This window comes from Erwinia sp. PsM31, assembly GCF_030433775.1.
Lineage (GTDB): Bacteria > Pseudomonadota > Gammaproteobacteria > Enterobacterales > Enterobacteriaceae > Erwinia > Erwinia aeris.
Window position 1 is genome coordinate 69,098 of sequence record NZ_JARUWZ010000018.1, and the last position, 16,176, is coordinate 85,273.

General features: G+C 58.4%; 8 protein-coding genes. 5 read left to right on the top strand and 3 right to left on the bottom strand.

The window, feature by feature from the left end:
- Positions 1-27: 27 nt before the first annotated feature.
- The 4 genes from recC to recD all read left to right on the top strand — a co-directional run bounded on the left by recC (position 28) and on the right by recD (position 11,768).
- Entirely contained in the window at positions 28-3,396 is a 3,369-nt protein-coding gene (recC, locus tag QCD69_RS14665; RefSeq protein ID WP_301252545.1) for an exodeoxyribonuclease V subunit gamma, read from the top strand.
- A 139-nt stretch (positions 3,397-3,535) separates the two neighbouring features.
- On the top strand, positions 3,536-6,421 hold the full coding sequence (gene ptrA / locus QCD69_RS14670; protein WP_253458770.1) for a pitrilysin: 2,886 nt from the start codon (positions 3,536-3,538) through the stop codon (positions 6,419-6,421).
- On the top strand, positions 6,418-9,954 hold the full coding sequence (gene recB / locus QCD69_RS14675; protein WP_301252547.1) for an exodeoxyribonuclease V subunit beta: 3,537 nt from the start codon (positions 6,418-6,420) through the stop codon (positions 9,952-9,954). The genes ptrA and recB overlap by 4 nt, the downstream gene beginning before the upstream one ends.
- Complete coding sequence (gene recD, locus QCD69_RS14680) at positions 9,945-11,768, top strand: exodeoxyribonuclease V subunit alpha (protein ID WP_301252548.1); 1,824 nt, start codon at positions 9,945-9,947, stop codon at positions 11,766-11,768. Before recB ends, recD begins: the two co-directional genes overlap by 10 nt.
- 89 nt (positions 11,769-11,857) lie before the next feature.
- Here the strand turns inward: recD and QCD69_RS14685 are convergent, their stop codons facing one another.
- The 3 genes from QCD69_RS14685 to argA form a co-directional block, all read right to left on the bottom strand.
- Positions 11,858-12,769, bottom strand: coding sequence for a hypothetical protein (locus QCD69_RS14685; RefSeq protein WP_301252549.1), 912 nt, complete (start codon positions 12,767-12,769; stop codon positions 11,858-11,860).
- Between the two features lie 135 nt (positions 12,770-12,904).
- The gene (locus QCD69_RS14690) at positions 12,905-13,063 is read right to left on the bottom strand and encodes a hypothetical protein (RefSeq protein WP_301252550.1); all 159 of its coding nucleotides are present in this window, start codon (positions 13,061-13,063) and stop codon (positions 12,905-12,907) included.
- Between the two features lie 136 nt (positions 13,064-13,199).
- The gene (gene argA, locus QCD69_RS14695) at positions 13,200-14,543 is read right to left on the bottom strand and encodes an amino-acid N-acetyltransferase (protein WP_253458786.1); all 1,344 of its coding nucleotides are present in this window, start codon (positions 14,541-14,543) and stop codon (positions 13,200-13,202) included.
- A 224-nt stretch (positions 14,544-14,767) separates the two neighbouring features.
- Here argA and amiC point away from each other — a divergent pair, with 224 nt between their 5' ends.
- Positions 14,768-16,018 carry an N-acetylmuramoyl-L-alanine amidase AmiC gene (amiC, locus tag QCD69_RS14700; RefSeq protein ID WP_253458789.1) on the top strand — a complete coding sequence of 417 codons (1,251 nt, stop codon included), beginning with the start codon at positions 14,768-14,770 and terminating at the stop codon, positions 16,016-16,018.
- Positions 16,019-16,176 lie beyond the last annotated feature (158 nt).

Below are 16,176 nucleotides of genomic sequence, written 5' to 3' on the forward strand. Positions count from 1 at the left end.
GAGCGCAACACCGTACCAGGAGCAGGCATGTTTACCGTTTATCACTCGAATCAGCTGGATCTTTTAAAAACGCTGGCGGCTTTTCATATTGAAAACCAGCCGCTGCGCGATCCTTTCCAGTCCGAAGTGGTGCTGGTGCAGAGTCCCGGTATGGCGCAGTGGCTGCAAATGTCGCTGGCCGAGCAGTTCGGCATTGCGGCTAATATTGCCTTTCCGCTGCCCGCGTCCTTTATCTGGGATATGTTTGTCCGCGTTCTGCCGGGCATTCCTAAAGAGAGCGCCTTCAGCAAAGCCAGCATGAGCTGGAAGCTGATGACTATCCTGCCGAAGCTGCTGTCGCGGCCGGAATTCGTTATGCTGAGCCACTACCTTTCCGATGATGAAGACAAGCGCAAATTGTTTCAGCTCGCGTCGCGTGTGGCCGATCTTTACGACCAGTATCTGGTTTACCGCTCGGAGTGGCTTAACAGCTGGGAAAAAGGGCAGCAGATCGAAGGGCTGGGCGAAGCGCAGCAGTGGCAGGCGCCGCTGTGGGCGGAGCTGGTTGCCTGGAACCGCGAGCTGGGCCATCCGGAATGGCACCGCGCCAATCTTTACGCGCGGTTTATCGCCACGCTGGAACAAAGCAGTACCCGGCCGCCAAATCTGCCGGATCGCGTATTTATCTGCGGCATCTCCGCGCTGCCGCCGGTGTACCTCCAGGCGCTTCAGGCGCTCGGCAAGCATATCGATATCCACCTGCTGTTTACCAACCCGTGCCGCCATTATTGGGGTGACATTCAGGATTACGCTTTTCTGGCTAAGCTGCAAAGCCGCCGCCGCGAGCACTACAAACAGCAGCGGGAAAGCGCGCTGTTTCGTGAAGAAGACGCCGCCAGCCTGTTTAACGAGGCGGGCGAGCAGCAGCTGAGCAATCCGCTGCTGGCCTCCTGGGGCAAGCTGGGGCGCGACAACCTGTTTTTGCTGGCGCAGATGGAGTGTCGGGAAATCGACGCCTTTGTCGATATTGAACCGACCACGCTGCTGCAAACGCTACAGCACGATCTGCTGGAGCTGGAAGACAATGCCGTGATCGGCCTGAAGCGGGAAGAGTGGGAATCCAGCCTGGGCAAGCGGGTGCTGGATCCCGACGACCAGTCGGTGACTTTTCACCTCTGCCACAGCCCGCAGCGCGAGGTGGAAGTGTTGCAGGACAGGCTATTGGCGATTATGGCGGAAGATCCGCAGCTTTCGCCGCGCGACATTATCGTGATGGTGGCGGATATCGACGCCTACACGCCGTTTATCCAGGCGGTTTTCGGCAATGCGCCTGCGGAACGCTGGCTGCCTTTTTCCATCTCCGACCGTCGCGCCAGCCAGGCGCATCCCGCTTTGCAGGCCTTTATTGCGCTGCTGAGCCTGCCGGACAGCCGCTTTACCTCCGAAAGCGTACTGGCGCTGTTGGAAGTGCCGGCGGTTGCCAGCCGTTTCTCTGTTGATGAAGAAGGGCTGCGGCGGCTGCGGCACTGGGTTGGCGAGTGCGGCATTCGTTGGGGGCTGGATGACGACACGGTGCGCGAGCTGGATCTGCCGCCAACCGGACAGCATACCTGGCAGTTCGGCCTGACGAGAATGCTATTGGGCTACGCCATGCACAGCGATATCGGCCACTGGCAGGGCGTGCTGCCCTATGATGAATCCAGCGGCCTGATTGCCGAGCTGGTGGGGCACCTGGCCGAGCTGTTAATGCAGCTGCGTCGCTGGCGCGAGCGGCTGAGCGAGCCAAGAGCACTGGAGGCGTGGCTGCCGCTCTGTCGCGAGCTGCTTGGCGATTTCTTTGAAGGCGATGCCGAGGCGGAAGCGGCGCTGGCGCTGATTGAAGAGCAGTGGCAGCAGGCCATCAGCTACGGTATTCAGGCCGAATATCAGCAGGCTATCCCGCTGTCGCTGCTGCGCGACGAACTGCGCGCCAGGCTGGATCAGGAGCGGATCAGCCAGCGCTTTCTTGCGGGCCCGGTTAACTTCTGTACGCTGATGCCGATGCGATCCATTCCCTTTAAGGTGGTTTGCCTGCTGGGCATGAACGACGGCGTCTACCCGCGCACGCTGCCGCCGCCGGGTTTCGATCTGATGAGCCAGCAGCCGAAAAAAGGCGACCGTAGCCGTCGCGACGACGACCGCTATCTGTTTCTGGAAGCCATTAACTCCGCCCAGTATCAGCTCTATATCAGCTATATCGGCCGCACCATTCAGGACAATTCGGAACGATTCCCCTCGGTGCTGGTCAGCGAGCTGGTGGATTATATCGGGCAAAGCTTCTGTCTGCCGGAAGACCGTCAGAGCGATGTGGATACCAGCGCGGCGCGGGTTATCGCGCATCTGCATCACCTACACAGCAGGATGCCGTTTGCGGCGGAAAACTTTCTGCCGCAGGCGCGTTATCAGAGCTATGCGGCGGAGTGGCTACCGGCAGCGAAGGCGAGCGGCGTGCCGCATCCGCCATTTATGCAGCCGCTGCCGGAGGAAAATATTACCGAGCTTAACTTCGACCAGCTGCTGCGTTTCTGGCGTCATCCGGTACGCGCCTTTTTCAGCCTGCGGTTGGGCGTCAGCTTCAGCGCGGAAGACATGGAACTGCCGGATGCGGAACCTTTTATTCTGGATAACCTCAGCCGTTACCAGCTTAATACCCAGCTGCTGAATACCCTGATTGAAGGCCAGCCGGGCGAACCGCTGTTCGATCGTCATCGCGCGGCGGGCAATCTGCCGTATGGCGCCTGGGGCGAACTGTTCTGGCAGGATCAGCTGGCGGATATGGCCGAACTGGCCGGCGTGGTGCGCGAGCAGCGCAAGGATGCCGTCAGCCAGGAAATCAATCTTCAGGTTGGCGGGCTTCAGCTGAGCGGCTGGCTGCCTGCCGTACAGGACGATGGCCTGCTGCGCTGGCGGCCAGGCCACCTTAACTTTACCGACGGGCTGGCGCTGTGGCTGGAACATCTGGTCTACTGCGTGCTGGGCGGCAGCGGCGCCAGCCGCATGTACGGACGTAAAGAGAGCCGCTGGTGGTTCCCGCCGCTTTCCGCCATTGAGGCCAGCGGCTGGCTTGAACGCTATATCGAAGGCTATAAAGCAGGCATGTGCGCGCCGCTGCTGCTGCTGCCCAAAACCGGCGGTGCCTGGCTGGAGGCCTGCTATGACGAAAAGGCGGCGGCGGTCTCTTACGATGAGGCGACGCAGGCAAAAGCGCGCAATAAGCTGCTGCAGGCCTGGCAGGGCAATATGCAAATAGAAGGCGAGGGCAGCGATCCCTATCTGGCCCGGCTGTTCCGCACGCTGGATGAAGCAACGCTACAGCAAATCACGCACAACGCCGAAGTCTGGCTGCTGCCGCTGCTGCGGATGAATGACATTAACTGAGACATCCTGTAGTGTTACTTTATAACCCCATTTCGCTTTTTTTTCTGTCCGCTCTTAGCCAGCGGAGTCTTTAGGGTCGTCGTTTAGCTGTCGCCGCTTCGGGGGCGCAGAAAGCACGTTAGATTGTCGAGGAGTTTGAATGCGTCGTTATGCAGTCTGGTTCACCACGCTGTTTCTGCTTTTTACCTTCTGGAGTCCGCTGAGCCAGGCACAGTCAGGCTGGCAGCCGATCCCTGAAGCTATCCGCAAAAGTGAAAAAGATCCGCGCCAGTATCAGGCGATCAAACTCGACAACGGCATGACGGTACTGCTGGTTTCCGATCCGCAGGCGACAAAATCCCTGTCGGCGCTGACGCTGCCCATCGGCTCGCTGGACAACCCGCGTAACCAGCAGGGTCTGGCGCACTATCTTGAGCATATGCTGCTGATGGGGTCAAAACGCTATCCGCAGCCGGATAATCTGGCGGAGTTCCTGAAAAAGCACGGCGGCAGCCACAATGCCAGCACGGCGTCCTACCGCACGGCTTTCTACCTGGAAGTGGAAAACGATGCGCTGGCCCCGGCGGTGGATCGGCTGGCGGATGCCATCGCCGAACCGCTGCTGGATCCGGTTAATGCCGATCGCGAGCGCCACGCGGTGAATGCCGAGCTGACGATGGCGCGCTCGCGCGACGGCTTGCGCATGGCGCAGGTCGGCGCGGAAACGCTGAATCCTGACCATCCCAGCTCGCTTTTTTCCGGCGGCAACCTGGACACGCTGAAAGACAAACCGGACAGCAAGCTGCACGATGCGCTGAAGGATTTTTATCAGCGCTACTATTCGGCCAACCTGATGAAAGCGGTGATTTACAGCAATAAGCCGCTGGCGGAACTGCAAAAAATCGCGGCCACTACGTTTGGCAGAGTGGCGAACCACAATGCCGCAGTGCCTGCGATTACCGTGCCGGTGGTGACGGATCAGCAGAAAGGCATTGTGATCCACTACGTGCCGGCCCAGCCGCGCAAGCAGGTCAGGATCGAGTTTCGCATCGACAATAACAGCGACCAGTTTCGCAGCAAGACCGATACGCTAATCGCCTATCTGATCGGCAATCGCAGCAAAAATACGCTTTCCGACTGGCTGCAAAGCCAGGGCCTGGCCGATTCTATTGATGCCGGCGCCGATCCGGTTATCGATCGCAACGGCGGCGTCTTTTCCATCTCTATTTCGCTGACCGATCGGGGGCAGGCAAACCGCGATCGGGTGGTGGCCGCCGTGTTCAGCTATCTGAACAAGCTGCGTAACGAAGGCATCGACAAACGCTATTTTGATGAAATGGCGCACGTGCTGGATCTGGACTTCCGCTATCCGTCGATCACGCGTGACATGGACTATATCGAATGGCTGGTGGATACCATGCTGCGCGTGCCGGTTACCGACACGCTGGTCGCGTCCTATATCGCCGATCGCTACGATCCGCAGGCGATTAAAGCGCGTCTGGACGGCATGACGCCGCAGAACGCCCGGATCTGGTTTATCAGCCCGAACGAGCCGCACAATAAGACCGCCTATTTCGTTAATGCGCCTTATCAGGTCGATCGCATCACGCCGGAGCGTTTTGCCGCCTGGCAGAAGGAAAGCGCGGCTATTTCGCTGGATTTGCCCGTGCTGAATCCCTATATCCCGTCTGATTTCACGCTGATTAAACCGGCGCAGCAGGTTGACCGTCCGCAGACGCTGGTTAACCAGCCGGGCCTGCGCGTGTTTTATATGCCAAGCCGCTTTTACGCGGACGATCCCAAAGCCAACATCACGCTGGCGCTGCGGAATAAAGAGGCGATGAGTACCGCCAAAAATCAGGTACTGTTCGGCATGAATGACTACCTGGCAGGCCAGGCACTGGACGAGCTGAACTCGCAGGCTTCGGTTGGCGGCATCAGCTTCTCCACCAGCGAAAACGACGGCGTAACCTTTAACGCCAGCGGCTTTACTCAGCACCTGCCGGAGCTGATGCAGACGCTGCTGAAACAGTACGCCAGCTATCAGCCAACGCAGCAGCAGCTGGATCAGGCGAAGTCCTGGTATCTGGAGCGTCTGGACGCCGCCGAAAAAGGGAAGGCCTTCGAGCTGGCTATTCAGCCCGCGCAAATGCTGTCGCAGCTGCCCTATACCCAACGCAGCGAGCGCCGTAAGCTGGTGGCCGGTATTACGCTGGCCGATCTGAAGAATTACCGCAGTATGCTGTTGGAAAAAGCGACGCCGGAGCTGATGGTGGTCGGCAATATGACGCCGGAAAGCGTCAAGGCGCTGGCGACCACGCTGAAAGCGCAGCTTAACTGCGAAGGGCAGAGCAGCTGGCACAGCGATTATCTGACGGTGGATAAAACGGCAAACGCCAATTTACAACAGGCCGGCAGCAGCACCGATTCCGCGCTGGCCGCGCTGTACGTGCCGCTCGGCTATGAAGAGTTCGACAGCATCGCCAGCAGCGCCATGCTCAGCCAGATTGTGCAGCCGTGGTTCTATAACCAGCTGCGTACTGAGGAGCAGCTTGGCTATGCGGTATTCGCCTTCCAGATGCCGGTTGGTCGCCAGTGGGGCATCGGCTTCCTGCTGCAAAGCAACGTTAAGCAGCCCGCTTATCTGCTGCAGCGCTTTGAGGCGTTCTATCCGACGGCGGAAAAGCGCCTGCGCGAGATGAGCAAAGAGGATTTCGCCCAGTATCAGGCGGCAATGATCAACGAGCTGAAGCAGCGTCCGCAAACGCTGGATGAAGAAGCGGGCCGCTACAGTAAAGATTTCAACCGGCAGAACTACCGCTTCGACACCCGTGAAAAAGTGGTTGCCCGTATTCAGGCGCTGACGCCAGAGAAGCTGGCGGCCTTTTTCCACGATGCGGTCAGCAAACCGCAGGGCCTGACGCTGCTGTCGCAGATCTCCGGCAGCCAGCACGACAAGGCCGACTATGCGAAGCCGGCGGGCTTTACCACCTGGCAGGAAGTGTCGAAGCTACAGCAATCTTTTCCGGTGCAAAGCGATAAATGAAGGTCCAGCGTCTCGATCCCCTGACGCTGCCGCTGAAAGGCGAAAGGCTGATAGAAGCCTCGGCGGGCACGGGGAAAACCTTTACCATCGGCCTGCTCTACCTGCGTCTGCTGCTGGGGCTGGGCGGCGAAGCGTCGTTCGGGCGGCCGCTTTCGGTTGAAGAGATCCTGGTGGTGACCTTTACCGAAGCGGCCACCGCAGAGCTGCGCGGCCGCATCCGTGAAAACATCCACCGGCTGCGTATCGCCTGCGTGCGCGGATATACGGCTGACGGCGTACTGGCCCAGCTGCTGACGGAAATCGACGACCTGCCGCAGGCGGCCGCGCAGCTGCTGGCCGCAGAACGGCAGATGGACGACGCCGGGATTTTTACCATCCACGGCTTCTGCCAGCGCATGCTGAACCTGAACGCCTTTGAGTCAGGCATGCTGTTTGAGCAGCAGCTGATTGAGGATGAGTTTCCGCTGCGCCGTCAGGCCGCCGCCGACTTCTGGCGCCGCTACTGCTATCCGCTGCCGCTGCCGATAGCGCGGGTAATGACCCAGATGTGGCAGGGGCCGGAGCAGCTGCTGACCACGCTGCTGCCCTGGCTGAACGGTGAAGCGCCGGTGCTGAAATATCCGCTTGATTTGCAGGAAACCTTTAGCGAACGTCACGACAAAATTATCGCGCAGATCGACGGCCTGAAAGCGGCCTGGCTGGCGGCCGGTAATTTGCACGATCTGATCGCGCAATCGGGCGTGGATAAGCGAAGCTACAGCAGTAAGCACTTACCTAACTGGCTGGACAAGCTGAACCAGTGGGCGATGGCGGAGACGCTGGACTATCTGTTTCCCAAAGAGCTGGAACGCTTTGGCCAGCGCGTGCTGCATGAAAAAACCAAAAAGGGCGAGCCGCCGCAGCATCCGCTGTTCGAAGAGATCGACCGTTTTCTGGCCGAGCCGCTGTCGCTGCGCGATTTAGTGATCGCCACCGCGCTGGAGGAAATCCGCCAGGCAACCCAGAAAGAGAAGCGCCAGAACGCGCTGCTGGGGTTTGACGATTTGCTACAGCGCCTCGACAGCGCGCTGCGGCAGCCGGGCGGCGAGGCGCTGGCGCAGGCGATCAGAACCCGCTATCCGGTCGCGCTGATTGATGAATTTCAGGATACCGACCCGCAGCAGTACCGTATTTTCCGCGGTATCTACGGCCAGCAGCCCGACAACGCGCTGCTGCTGATTGGCGATCCCAAACAGGCGATTTACGCTTTTCGCGGCGCGGATATTTTTACCTATATGAAAGCGCGTGGGGAAGTCAGCGCTCACTACACGCTGGAAACTAACTGGCGCTCGTCGCCGATGATGGTTAACAGCGTTAACCAGCTCTTTTCCCGCATGCAGGATCCCTTTCTGTTCAGCGAAATTCCCTTTATTCGCGTTGAGCCAGCCGCGCCCAACGCCGCGCTGAGCTTTACCGTTGAGGGCAAGGAGCAGCCCGCGCTGCGCTTCTGGCTACAGCCGGGCGACGGCGTGGGCGTGACGGAATATCAGCAGTTTATGGCGCGCCAGTGCGCGGCGGATATCTGCCGCTGGCTAAGCGCGGGTCAGCAAGGCACGGCGCAGATCGGCAAGGGCGACGAGCTGCGGCCGGTGCAGGCTTCGGACGTCACCGTGCTGGTGCGCAGCCGCAGCGAAGCCGCGCTGGTACGGGAAGCGCTCAACGCCCTGAATATTCCTTCGGTCTACCTTTCCAACCGCGACAGCGTGTTCGCCACCCAGGAAGCGCGTGAAATGCTGTGGCTGCTTCAGGCGGTGCTGGCGCCGGAGCAGGAACGCATTCTGCGCAGCGCGCTCGCTACCAGCATCTTCGGGCTGGATGCGCCGACCTTGCAGGATCTGAGCGAGGACGAGCGCAAATGGGATGCGCTGGTGGATGAGTTCGACCACTATCGTCAGCGCTGGCTGAAGCGGGGCGTGCTGCCGATGCTGCGCGAGCTGATGGTCAACCGGCAGATTGCGGAAAACCTGCTGGCTTCGGAAAGCGGCGAGCGCCGCCTGACCGATCTGCTGCATCTGGGCGAGCTGTTGCAGGAAGCTTCCGCGTCGCTCGACAGCGAGCACGCATTGGTGCGCTGGCTGGCGCAGGAAGTGGCGCAGCCCAACGGGCAGTCGGCCAGTCAGCAGCTGCGGCTGGAGAGCGATCGCCACCTGGTGCAGATCGTCACTATCCATAAATCGAAAGGTCTGCAATATCCGCTGGTGTGGCTGCCGTTTGTTGCCAACTATCGCGAAGCGGCCACGGGCATCTATCACGATCGACAGAATTATCAGGCGCTGCTGGATCTGCGCGAGGACGAGGAAAGCCTTGAGCTGGCCGAACAGGAGCGGCTGGCCGAGGATCTGCGCCTGCTCTATGTGGCGCTGACGCGCTCCGTTCATCACTGTAGCGTGGGCGTTGCGCCGCTGATCAAAGGCAACCGTAAAAAAGAAGGCAACAGCGATCTGCACCGCAGCGCGCTGGGCTGGCTGTTGCAGCAGGGCGAACCGGCTGACGCCACCGCGCTACGCGAGCAGCTGCTTACAATGCAAAACGAGGCGGTAGAAACCGTGCTGGCGGAGACGCCGGAAAGCGCTCCCTGGCAGCCGCAGCGGCACGCCTTACACGCGCTCAGCAGCAAAGCGATGGCGCGCAAGCTGCGCGACGAGTGGCGGGTGACCAGCTATTCCGGGCTACAGCAGCACGGCCATTCCGTCACGCTGGATCTGCTGCCGCGCCTGGACGTTGACGCGGCGGGCGAGGCGCAAAGCCAGCAGGCTGCGCAATTGACGCCGCATACTTTTCCTCGCGGCGCGGCGCCGGGCACTTTTCTGCACGGCCTGTTTGAAAACCTCGACTTTACCCAGCCGGTGGATGAAGCCTGGCTGAGCGAACAGCTTGCCGGACAGGGGCACGACCTTGCCTGGCTGCCGGTGATGAAACAGTGGCTGGAAAACGTGCTGACCACGCCGCTGAATGAAACCGGCGTCAGCCTGAGCCAGCTACCGGCGGAAAGCCGTCAGGTGGAGCTGCAATTTTATCTGCCCATCAAACAAATGCTGATGGCGGAAAAGCTGGATCGGCTGGTGCGCCATTACGATCCGCTGTCGGCCGGCTGCCCGCCGCTTAACTTTCAGCAGGTGCAGGGAATGCTGAAAGGTTTTATCGATCTGGTGTTTTGCTGGCAGGGAAAATATTATCTGCTGGATTATAAATCCAACTGGCTGGGCGAGTCGGGCGAGCACTACACGCCGGAAGCGATGGCGGAAGCGATGCGCGCGCACCGTTACGATCTGCAATATCAGCTTTATACGCTGGCGCTGCATCGCTATTTGCGTCATCGTCTGGCTGACTACGATTATCAGCGCCACTTCGGCGGCGTTATCTATCTTTTCCTGCGCGGCGTGGACGGTACGGCGCGTGAAAACGGCATCTTCCGCACCTGCCCGGAAGCGGCTTTTGTGCAGTCGCTCGACGCGCTGTTTGCCGGGGAATTTCAGGAGGAACTATGGCCATAGCGCAACTGCTGCTCTCCGCCTGTGAGGCGCGACTGCTGCGTCCGCTGGACGTGCAGTTCGCCCGCATGGTGGCGGGCGACGATCATCCCGCGCTGATGCTGGCTGCGGCCTGCGTCAGCGCCGAAGCGGGCGAGGGGCACGTGTGCCTGCCGCTGACGCATCTCAGCGAAGCGCTGCTGTTCGGCGGACGCCATCCTGAGCTGGCCGGTCAGCTGTGGCAGGCCGTTGGCGAGCCGGACTGGCATCACCTGCTGTCATCGGCGCAGGCCGTGGGCGACGGCACGACGGCAACGCCGCTGGTACTGCATCAGCAGCGGCTCTATCTGCATCGCATGTGGCAGTCGGAAGGGCAGGTGGCGCAGTTTATCGTGCGTGAAGCCCATACGCCCTTTGACGAACAGCGGCTGCGCAGCGCGCTCGACAGGCATTTTGGCGAGCAGCCGGATAACTGGCAGAAAATCGCCGCAGCGGTGGCGATCACGCGGCAAATTGCGGTGATCTCCGGCGGACCGGGAACGGGCAAAACCACCACGGTAGCCAAACTGCTGGCGACGCTGCTGGAGCTTTCTTCCGGCTCGCTGCGTATTCGCCTGGCCGCCCCGACGGGTAAAGCGGCGGCGCGGCTGACCGAATCCCTGGGCAAAGCGTTGCAGCGGCTTGAAGTCAGCGAAGCGGAAAAACAGCGTTTTCCTGCCGAGGCCACCACGCTGCATCGCCTGCTGGGCGCGGTGCCCGGCAGCCAGCGGATGCGCTATCACGCGGGCAATCCGCTGCATCTGGATCTGTTAGTGGTGGATGAAGCTTCTATGGTGGATTTGCCGATGATGGCGAGCCTGATCGCCGCGCTGCCGCCGCACGCCAGGGTGATCTTTCTGGGCGATCGCGACCAGCTTGCCTCGGTGGAAGCGGGCGCGGTGCTCGGCGATATCTGCCGCTGCGCGGAGTCCGGCTACAGCAGCCAGCGCGCGGAAATGCTGATGCGCCTGACCGGCTGCGAGATTGCAGGCCAGGAGGACAAGCTGGCGCCAGCGGTGCGCGACAGCATTTGCCTGCTGCGTAAAAGCTACCGTTTCGACGCCTCATCGGGCATCGGGCAGCTGGCGCTGGCGGTCAACGCGGGCGATATCCATCAGGTTGAAAAAGTATTTAACGCGGATTTTGCTGATATTACCCGCTTTACGCTGAGCAGCAGCGCAGAGTATCAGCATCTGCTGGACACCAGCGTGGCAGGCTATCGCGACTATCTTGAGCAGATTGCCGACCAGGCGGAACCTCGCCGGGTGATTGAGGCGTTTGGCCGCTTTCAGCTGCTGTGTGCGCTGAGGGAGGGGCCGTTTGGCGTGTTCGGACTTAATGAGCGTATTGAGGCCGCCTTGCAGAAAAAACGGCTGATCCAGCGCCAGCCGGGCAGCAAATGGTATATCGGCAGGCCGGTAATGATCGCCCGCAACGACAGCGCGCTGGGGCTGTTTAACGGTGATATCGGCATTGCGATGAACGATGCGGAAGGCGCGCTGAAGGTGTTCTTCCCGCTGCCCGACGGCAGCATTCGGGCCGTGCAGCCAAGCCGCCTGCCGCCGCATGAAACCGCCTATGCGATGACCGTGCATAAATCACAGGGCTCGGAGTTTGATCATACGCTGCTGGTGCTGCCGAATCAGTTCGCGCCGGTGCTAACGCGCGAGCTGGTTTACACCGCCATCACCCGCGCCAGAGAGCGGCTGACGCTGTATGCGGATAATCAGGTGCTGAACAGCGCGGTGAAGATGCGCACGCGCCGCCGCAGCGGCCTGGTGGAACGGCTGGCGGGGTAAAGTGAGAAAATAGCTGACTTGCTTAATCTGACATTACAACGTTATGCCTGTCAGACATCTTCTTTCTGCAACTAAACAGCTCGGTAATGCTAACCTGATGTTCGGCTAACTTTTTGTAATCGTTCAAACAAAGCCCGGGTTTCACGGGCTTTTTTGCAAAGTTCACGATCGATAAATTTGTCGTCAAGCTCATAATCTTTTCTGTTCGCACTAAGAAATATATAAAGCTGTTCGAGGATTTTATAGAGAGGGATATTCTGACGTGTCTGGATACGTCGCCAGGCACTGTGCTGCGTAAGTTGGATGAAACTGTCTAAAAAGCGTCTGGCGTGACGAAAGTGCTCAAACTCGAACTTATCCAGTAAAAAATAGAATACGGGAAGCATCAGGCTCTTAATCCGAAGGCTTTCAGTTTCTGTATCGGGCTTGATTTTTTCGGCAATATTAGCGAAACGCGATCTCATACAGGCAACAGGATTAAGCACTCTGACCAGATCATGGCTTTCCGGCACGCCGGATTTTATATGACGCGTTATAAATGGTTCTGTGTTTAACAGTAGCTTTTCACCGGTGAACTCGTCATGCTGAAAGCCGGAAGGCCTGTCTATAATATCGATAATATTTTCACGATATTGAATATCAGCATTAGAAAACAGGCGTCCGCCAAACTCTTTTATCTTTGCCGTGTCTCGATCAATCAGTGAAAAAATTGCGATAGACGGAGGGGTAAAAGGTTCCTGAAATTTCGGTTCGATATTAAGCGCTTTACCTATACCGATCACATTTCTTTTTCTGGAAACATAATCGATATCCACAGAGCGAAGTGCGCGTTCTTCTGGTTGCTCGGTTGCGGGGTAAAGTTCCTGATAATAAGATGCCCAATAAAAAACAGCCTGACCGCCGACCGTAATTACCGGATCCTGTAGTTCATTCGCATGTGCTATCAGCTCATGATTCAGTAGGTAAACCTGCTCAGAAGTGGGAATGTGTAGTTCTGCCATAGCGTTAACCAACAAAATTAAAAAAGATGTCGATAGCGGATGGGCTCAGTAAAATAAAGTCAGTGAGGCAAATCAGGCAGTTGAGTTAATCATTATTAATACAAAAATAACCATCCCGAGGAGGGTTTATTTTCACTATGCAAAGCTAACGTTAGCCCGACGAGAAGACTTACGACTGGCGCTATAGCAGGGCTTTTCACTCAAAGGTTGAGGAGCAAGCTGGCCTTTGTTAAGCGCTTTCATACGCTCTGCATAGACCTGATGTTGTTTTTCTTTAAGCTCACGCGGCGACATAGCTAAATCCTGCTCTGGAATATTGACGGGGTCGTCAATGCATAACTGGTTAAATATTACGCCACACCTGCGATGAGTTCAACTGCCTCCACGGCTGATTTAATCGTCCCCTGGAGGCAGGTACATAGCTTTTTCGCTACGCCATCCGCGCATGGCTCAGATCGGCCATCAGCACCTTTGAGCGGCGCTGGTAGTTATACATCTGCTTTTTGCTTTCCGGCAGCTCTTCGATATCGACCGGCGTAAAGCCGCGCTCCTGGAACCAGTGAATGCTGCGCGTGGTCAGCACGAACAGCTTTTTCAGCCCCATCTGCCGCGCCTGCAGCGCCACTCTTTCCAGCAGCGCTTCGCCGCGCGACGAGCTGCGGTAGTCCGGGTGTACCGCGACGCAGGCCATCTCGCCGATTTTCTCTTCCGGGAAAGGGTAGAGCGCCGCGCAGCCGATGGTGAGGTTATCCCGCTCGATAATCGTAAATTTGTCGATTTCGATCTCTAACTGCTCGCGCGAGCGACGCACCAGAATGCCCTGCTGCTCCAGCGGGCGGATCAGCTCAAGGATGCCGCCGATGTCGTTGATGGTGGCGCGGCGGATCTGCTCGGCGCTTTCCATCACAATCTGCGTACCGATACCGTCACGCGAGAACAGTTCCTGCAACAGCGTGCCGTCCTCCTGATAGCTAATCAGGTGGCTGCGGCGCACGCCGCTGCGGCAGGCCTTCACCGCGCCGCGTAAAAAGCGCACGGTCGCAGACAGATAGTCATGGCCTTCTTCCAGCTCGATAATGCGCTGCTGCGCTTCGTTCGGGAACAGCTCGGAGATAATTGCGCCTTCGCTGTCGGTCACGCCCTGTTCCGCGCAGAAGCCGATCATTTTTTCCGCCTTCAGCTTGATCGCCAGCTGGGTGGCGACTTCTTCCGAGGTCAGGTTAAAGCTCTCGCCGGTCACGGAAACGGCAACCGGCCCCAGCAGCACGATAGCGCCGCTGTCGAGCTGGCGGTGAATAGCCTCTTCATCGATGCGGCGGATACGGCCGCTGTGGCAGTAATCCACGCCGTCATCCACGCCCAGCGGCTGCGCGATAATAAAGTTGCCGCTGACGACGTTGATATGCGCGCCCTGGAGCGGCGTGTTGTTCAGGCTCATCGACAGGCGCGCGGTGATATCCAGCTGTAAACGGCCTGCCGCCTGCTTGACCAGCTCCAGCGACTGCGCGTCGGTGACGCGGGTATGCTTGTGATAAACCGGCTCCAGCTGATGCTCCGCCAGATTGGCGTCAATCTGCGGCCTCGCACCGTATACCACCACCAGGCGAATGCCGAGGCTGTGCAGAAGGCCAATATCATTAACGATGCTTGAGAAGTTATCATGCTCAATGGCTTCGCCGCCCAGCATAATGACAAACGTCTTACCACGATGGGCATTGATATAGGGCACGGTATGGCGAAACCCCTGAACCAGCTCGGTACTCCGTTCCTTCACGGCAAACCCTCTATGAATTATTATTCGCTAAAAATGTATTTTTATTCTTTTATCGCGCGGGCGCAAGTGCCAATTTTCAACCTTCTCTTTAACGTAGCTTAACGCTGCGGCCCGTGAAGGGCTTTTGGGGGTGACACCGGCAGCAGGATTCGCTACAGTTTTGCGCCTGGTGGTTTTTTGGTTTTATTTTTCTTTACAAAACAGCAATTTCTTACTGGAGTGGCATGTCTGATTTACCTTCGCCCGGCCGACGTCGCTGGCTACAGGGCGCTGGCGCAGCGCTGCTGCTGAGCGTCAGCAAAGCGGGACTGGCGGCAAGCAGCCATATTGTGGCCGTGCGCATCTGGCCGTCTTCAACCTATTCCCGCGTCACGCTGGAATCCAATACTCCGCTGAAATATAAACAGTTTGCGTTAAGTCATCCTGAACGCATAGTGGTGGATATCTCCGGCGTGCACCTGAATCAGACCCTGCATCAGGTCGGGCATCTGGTGCGCAGCGACGATCCCTATATTAAAAGCGCGCGCGTCGGCCAGTTCGATCGCCATACGGTGCGGCTGGTGCTGGAGCTGAAGCAGAGCGTGACGCCAAAAGTCTTTACGCTCGATCCGGTCGCCGGCATCAAAAACCGCCTGGTGCTGGATCTCTATCCGGCCAGAAACCGCAGCCATAACCATGAAGACGATCCGCTGCTGGCGCTGTTGCAGGATTACAATAAAGGCGAGCTGGAAAGCGGCCAGCCCGCTTCCGCGCCGTTGCCCGGCAAAGCGGGGCGGGATCGTCCGATTATTATCATGATCGATCCCGGTCACGGCGGCGAAGATACCGGTGCTATCGGCAAGCATAAAACCAAAGAAAAGGACGTGGTGCTGAAAATCGCCCGTCGGTTGAAAGCGCTAATCGATAAGCAGCCCAATATGCGCGCGCATATGACACGTAGCGACGACGTATTTATTCCGTTGAAGGTGCGGGTGGCAAAAGCGCGCAGATTACGCGCCGATCTGTTTGTTTCTATTCATGCCGATGCCTTTACCAGCCGGGCGGCGCGAGGCTCTTCCGTGTTCGCGCTGTCGACTAAAGGCGCAACCAGCACCGCCGCGCGCTATCTGGCGCAAACGCAGAACGAATCGGATCTGATCGGCGGCGTCAGCATGAGCGGCGATCGCTACCTTGATCACACTATGTTCGATATGGTACAGAGCCTGACCGTTAACGACAGCCTGAAGTTCGGCAAGGAAGTGCTGGGACATATGGGCAAAATTAATCATCTGCACAAGAAGAAGGTGGAGCAGGCGGCTTTTGCGGTGTTGAAAGCGCCGGATATTCCTTCCATTCTGGTGGAAACGGCTTTTATCAGTAATCTGGAGGAGGAGCGCAAACTGCGTACGGCAGCGTTCCAGCGTCAGGTGGCGGAGTCGATTCTGGCAGGGATTAAAGGCTATTTTGCCCACGGCGCACCGTTAGCACCAAGATAGGAAAGCGGGCGGCGACAGGTCGTCCGATAAAATAAGAAAGTTGGAACGCCAGAAACAAAAAAACACCCGAAAGGGTGTTTAGTTGGTTGCGGGAGCCGGATTCGAACCGACGACCTTCGGGTTATGAGCCCGACGAGCTACCAGGCTGCTCCATCCCG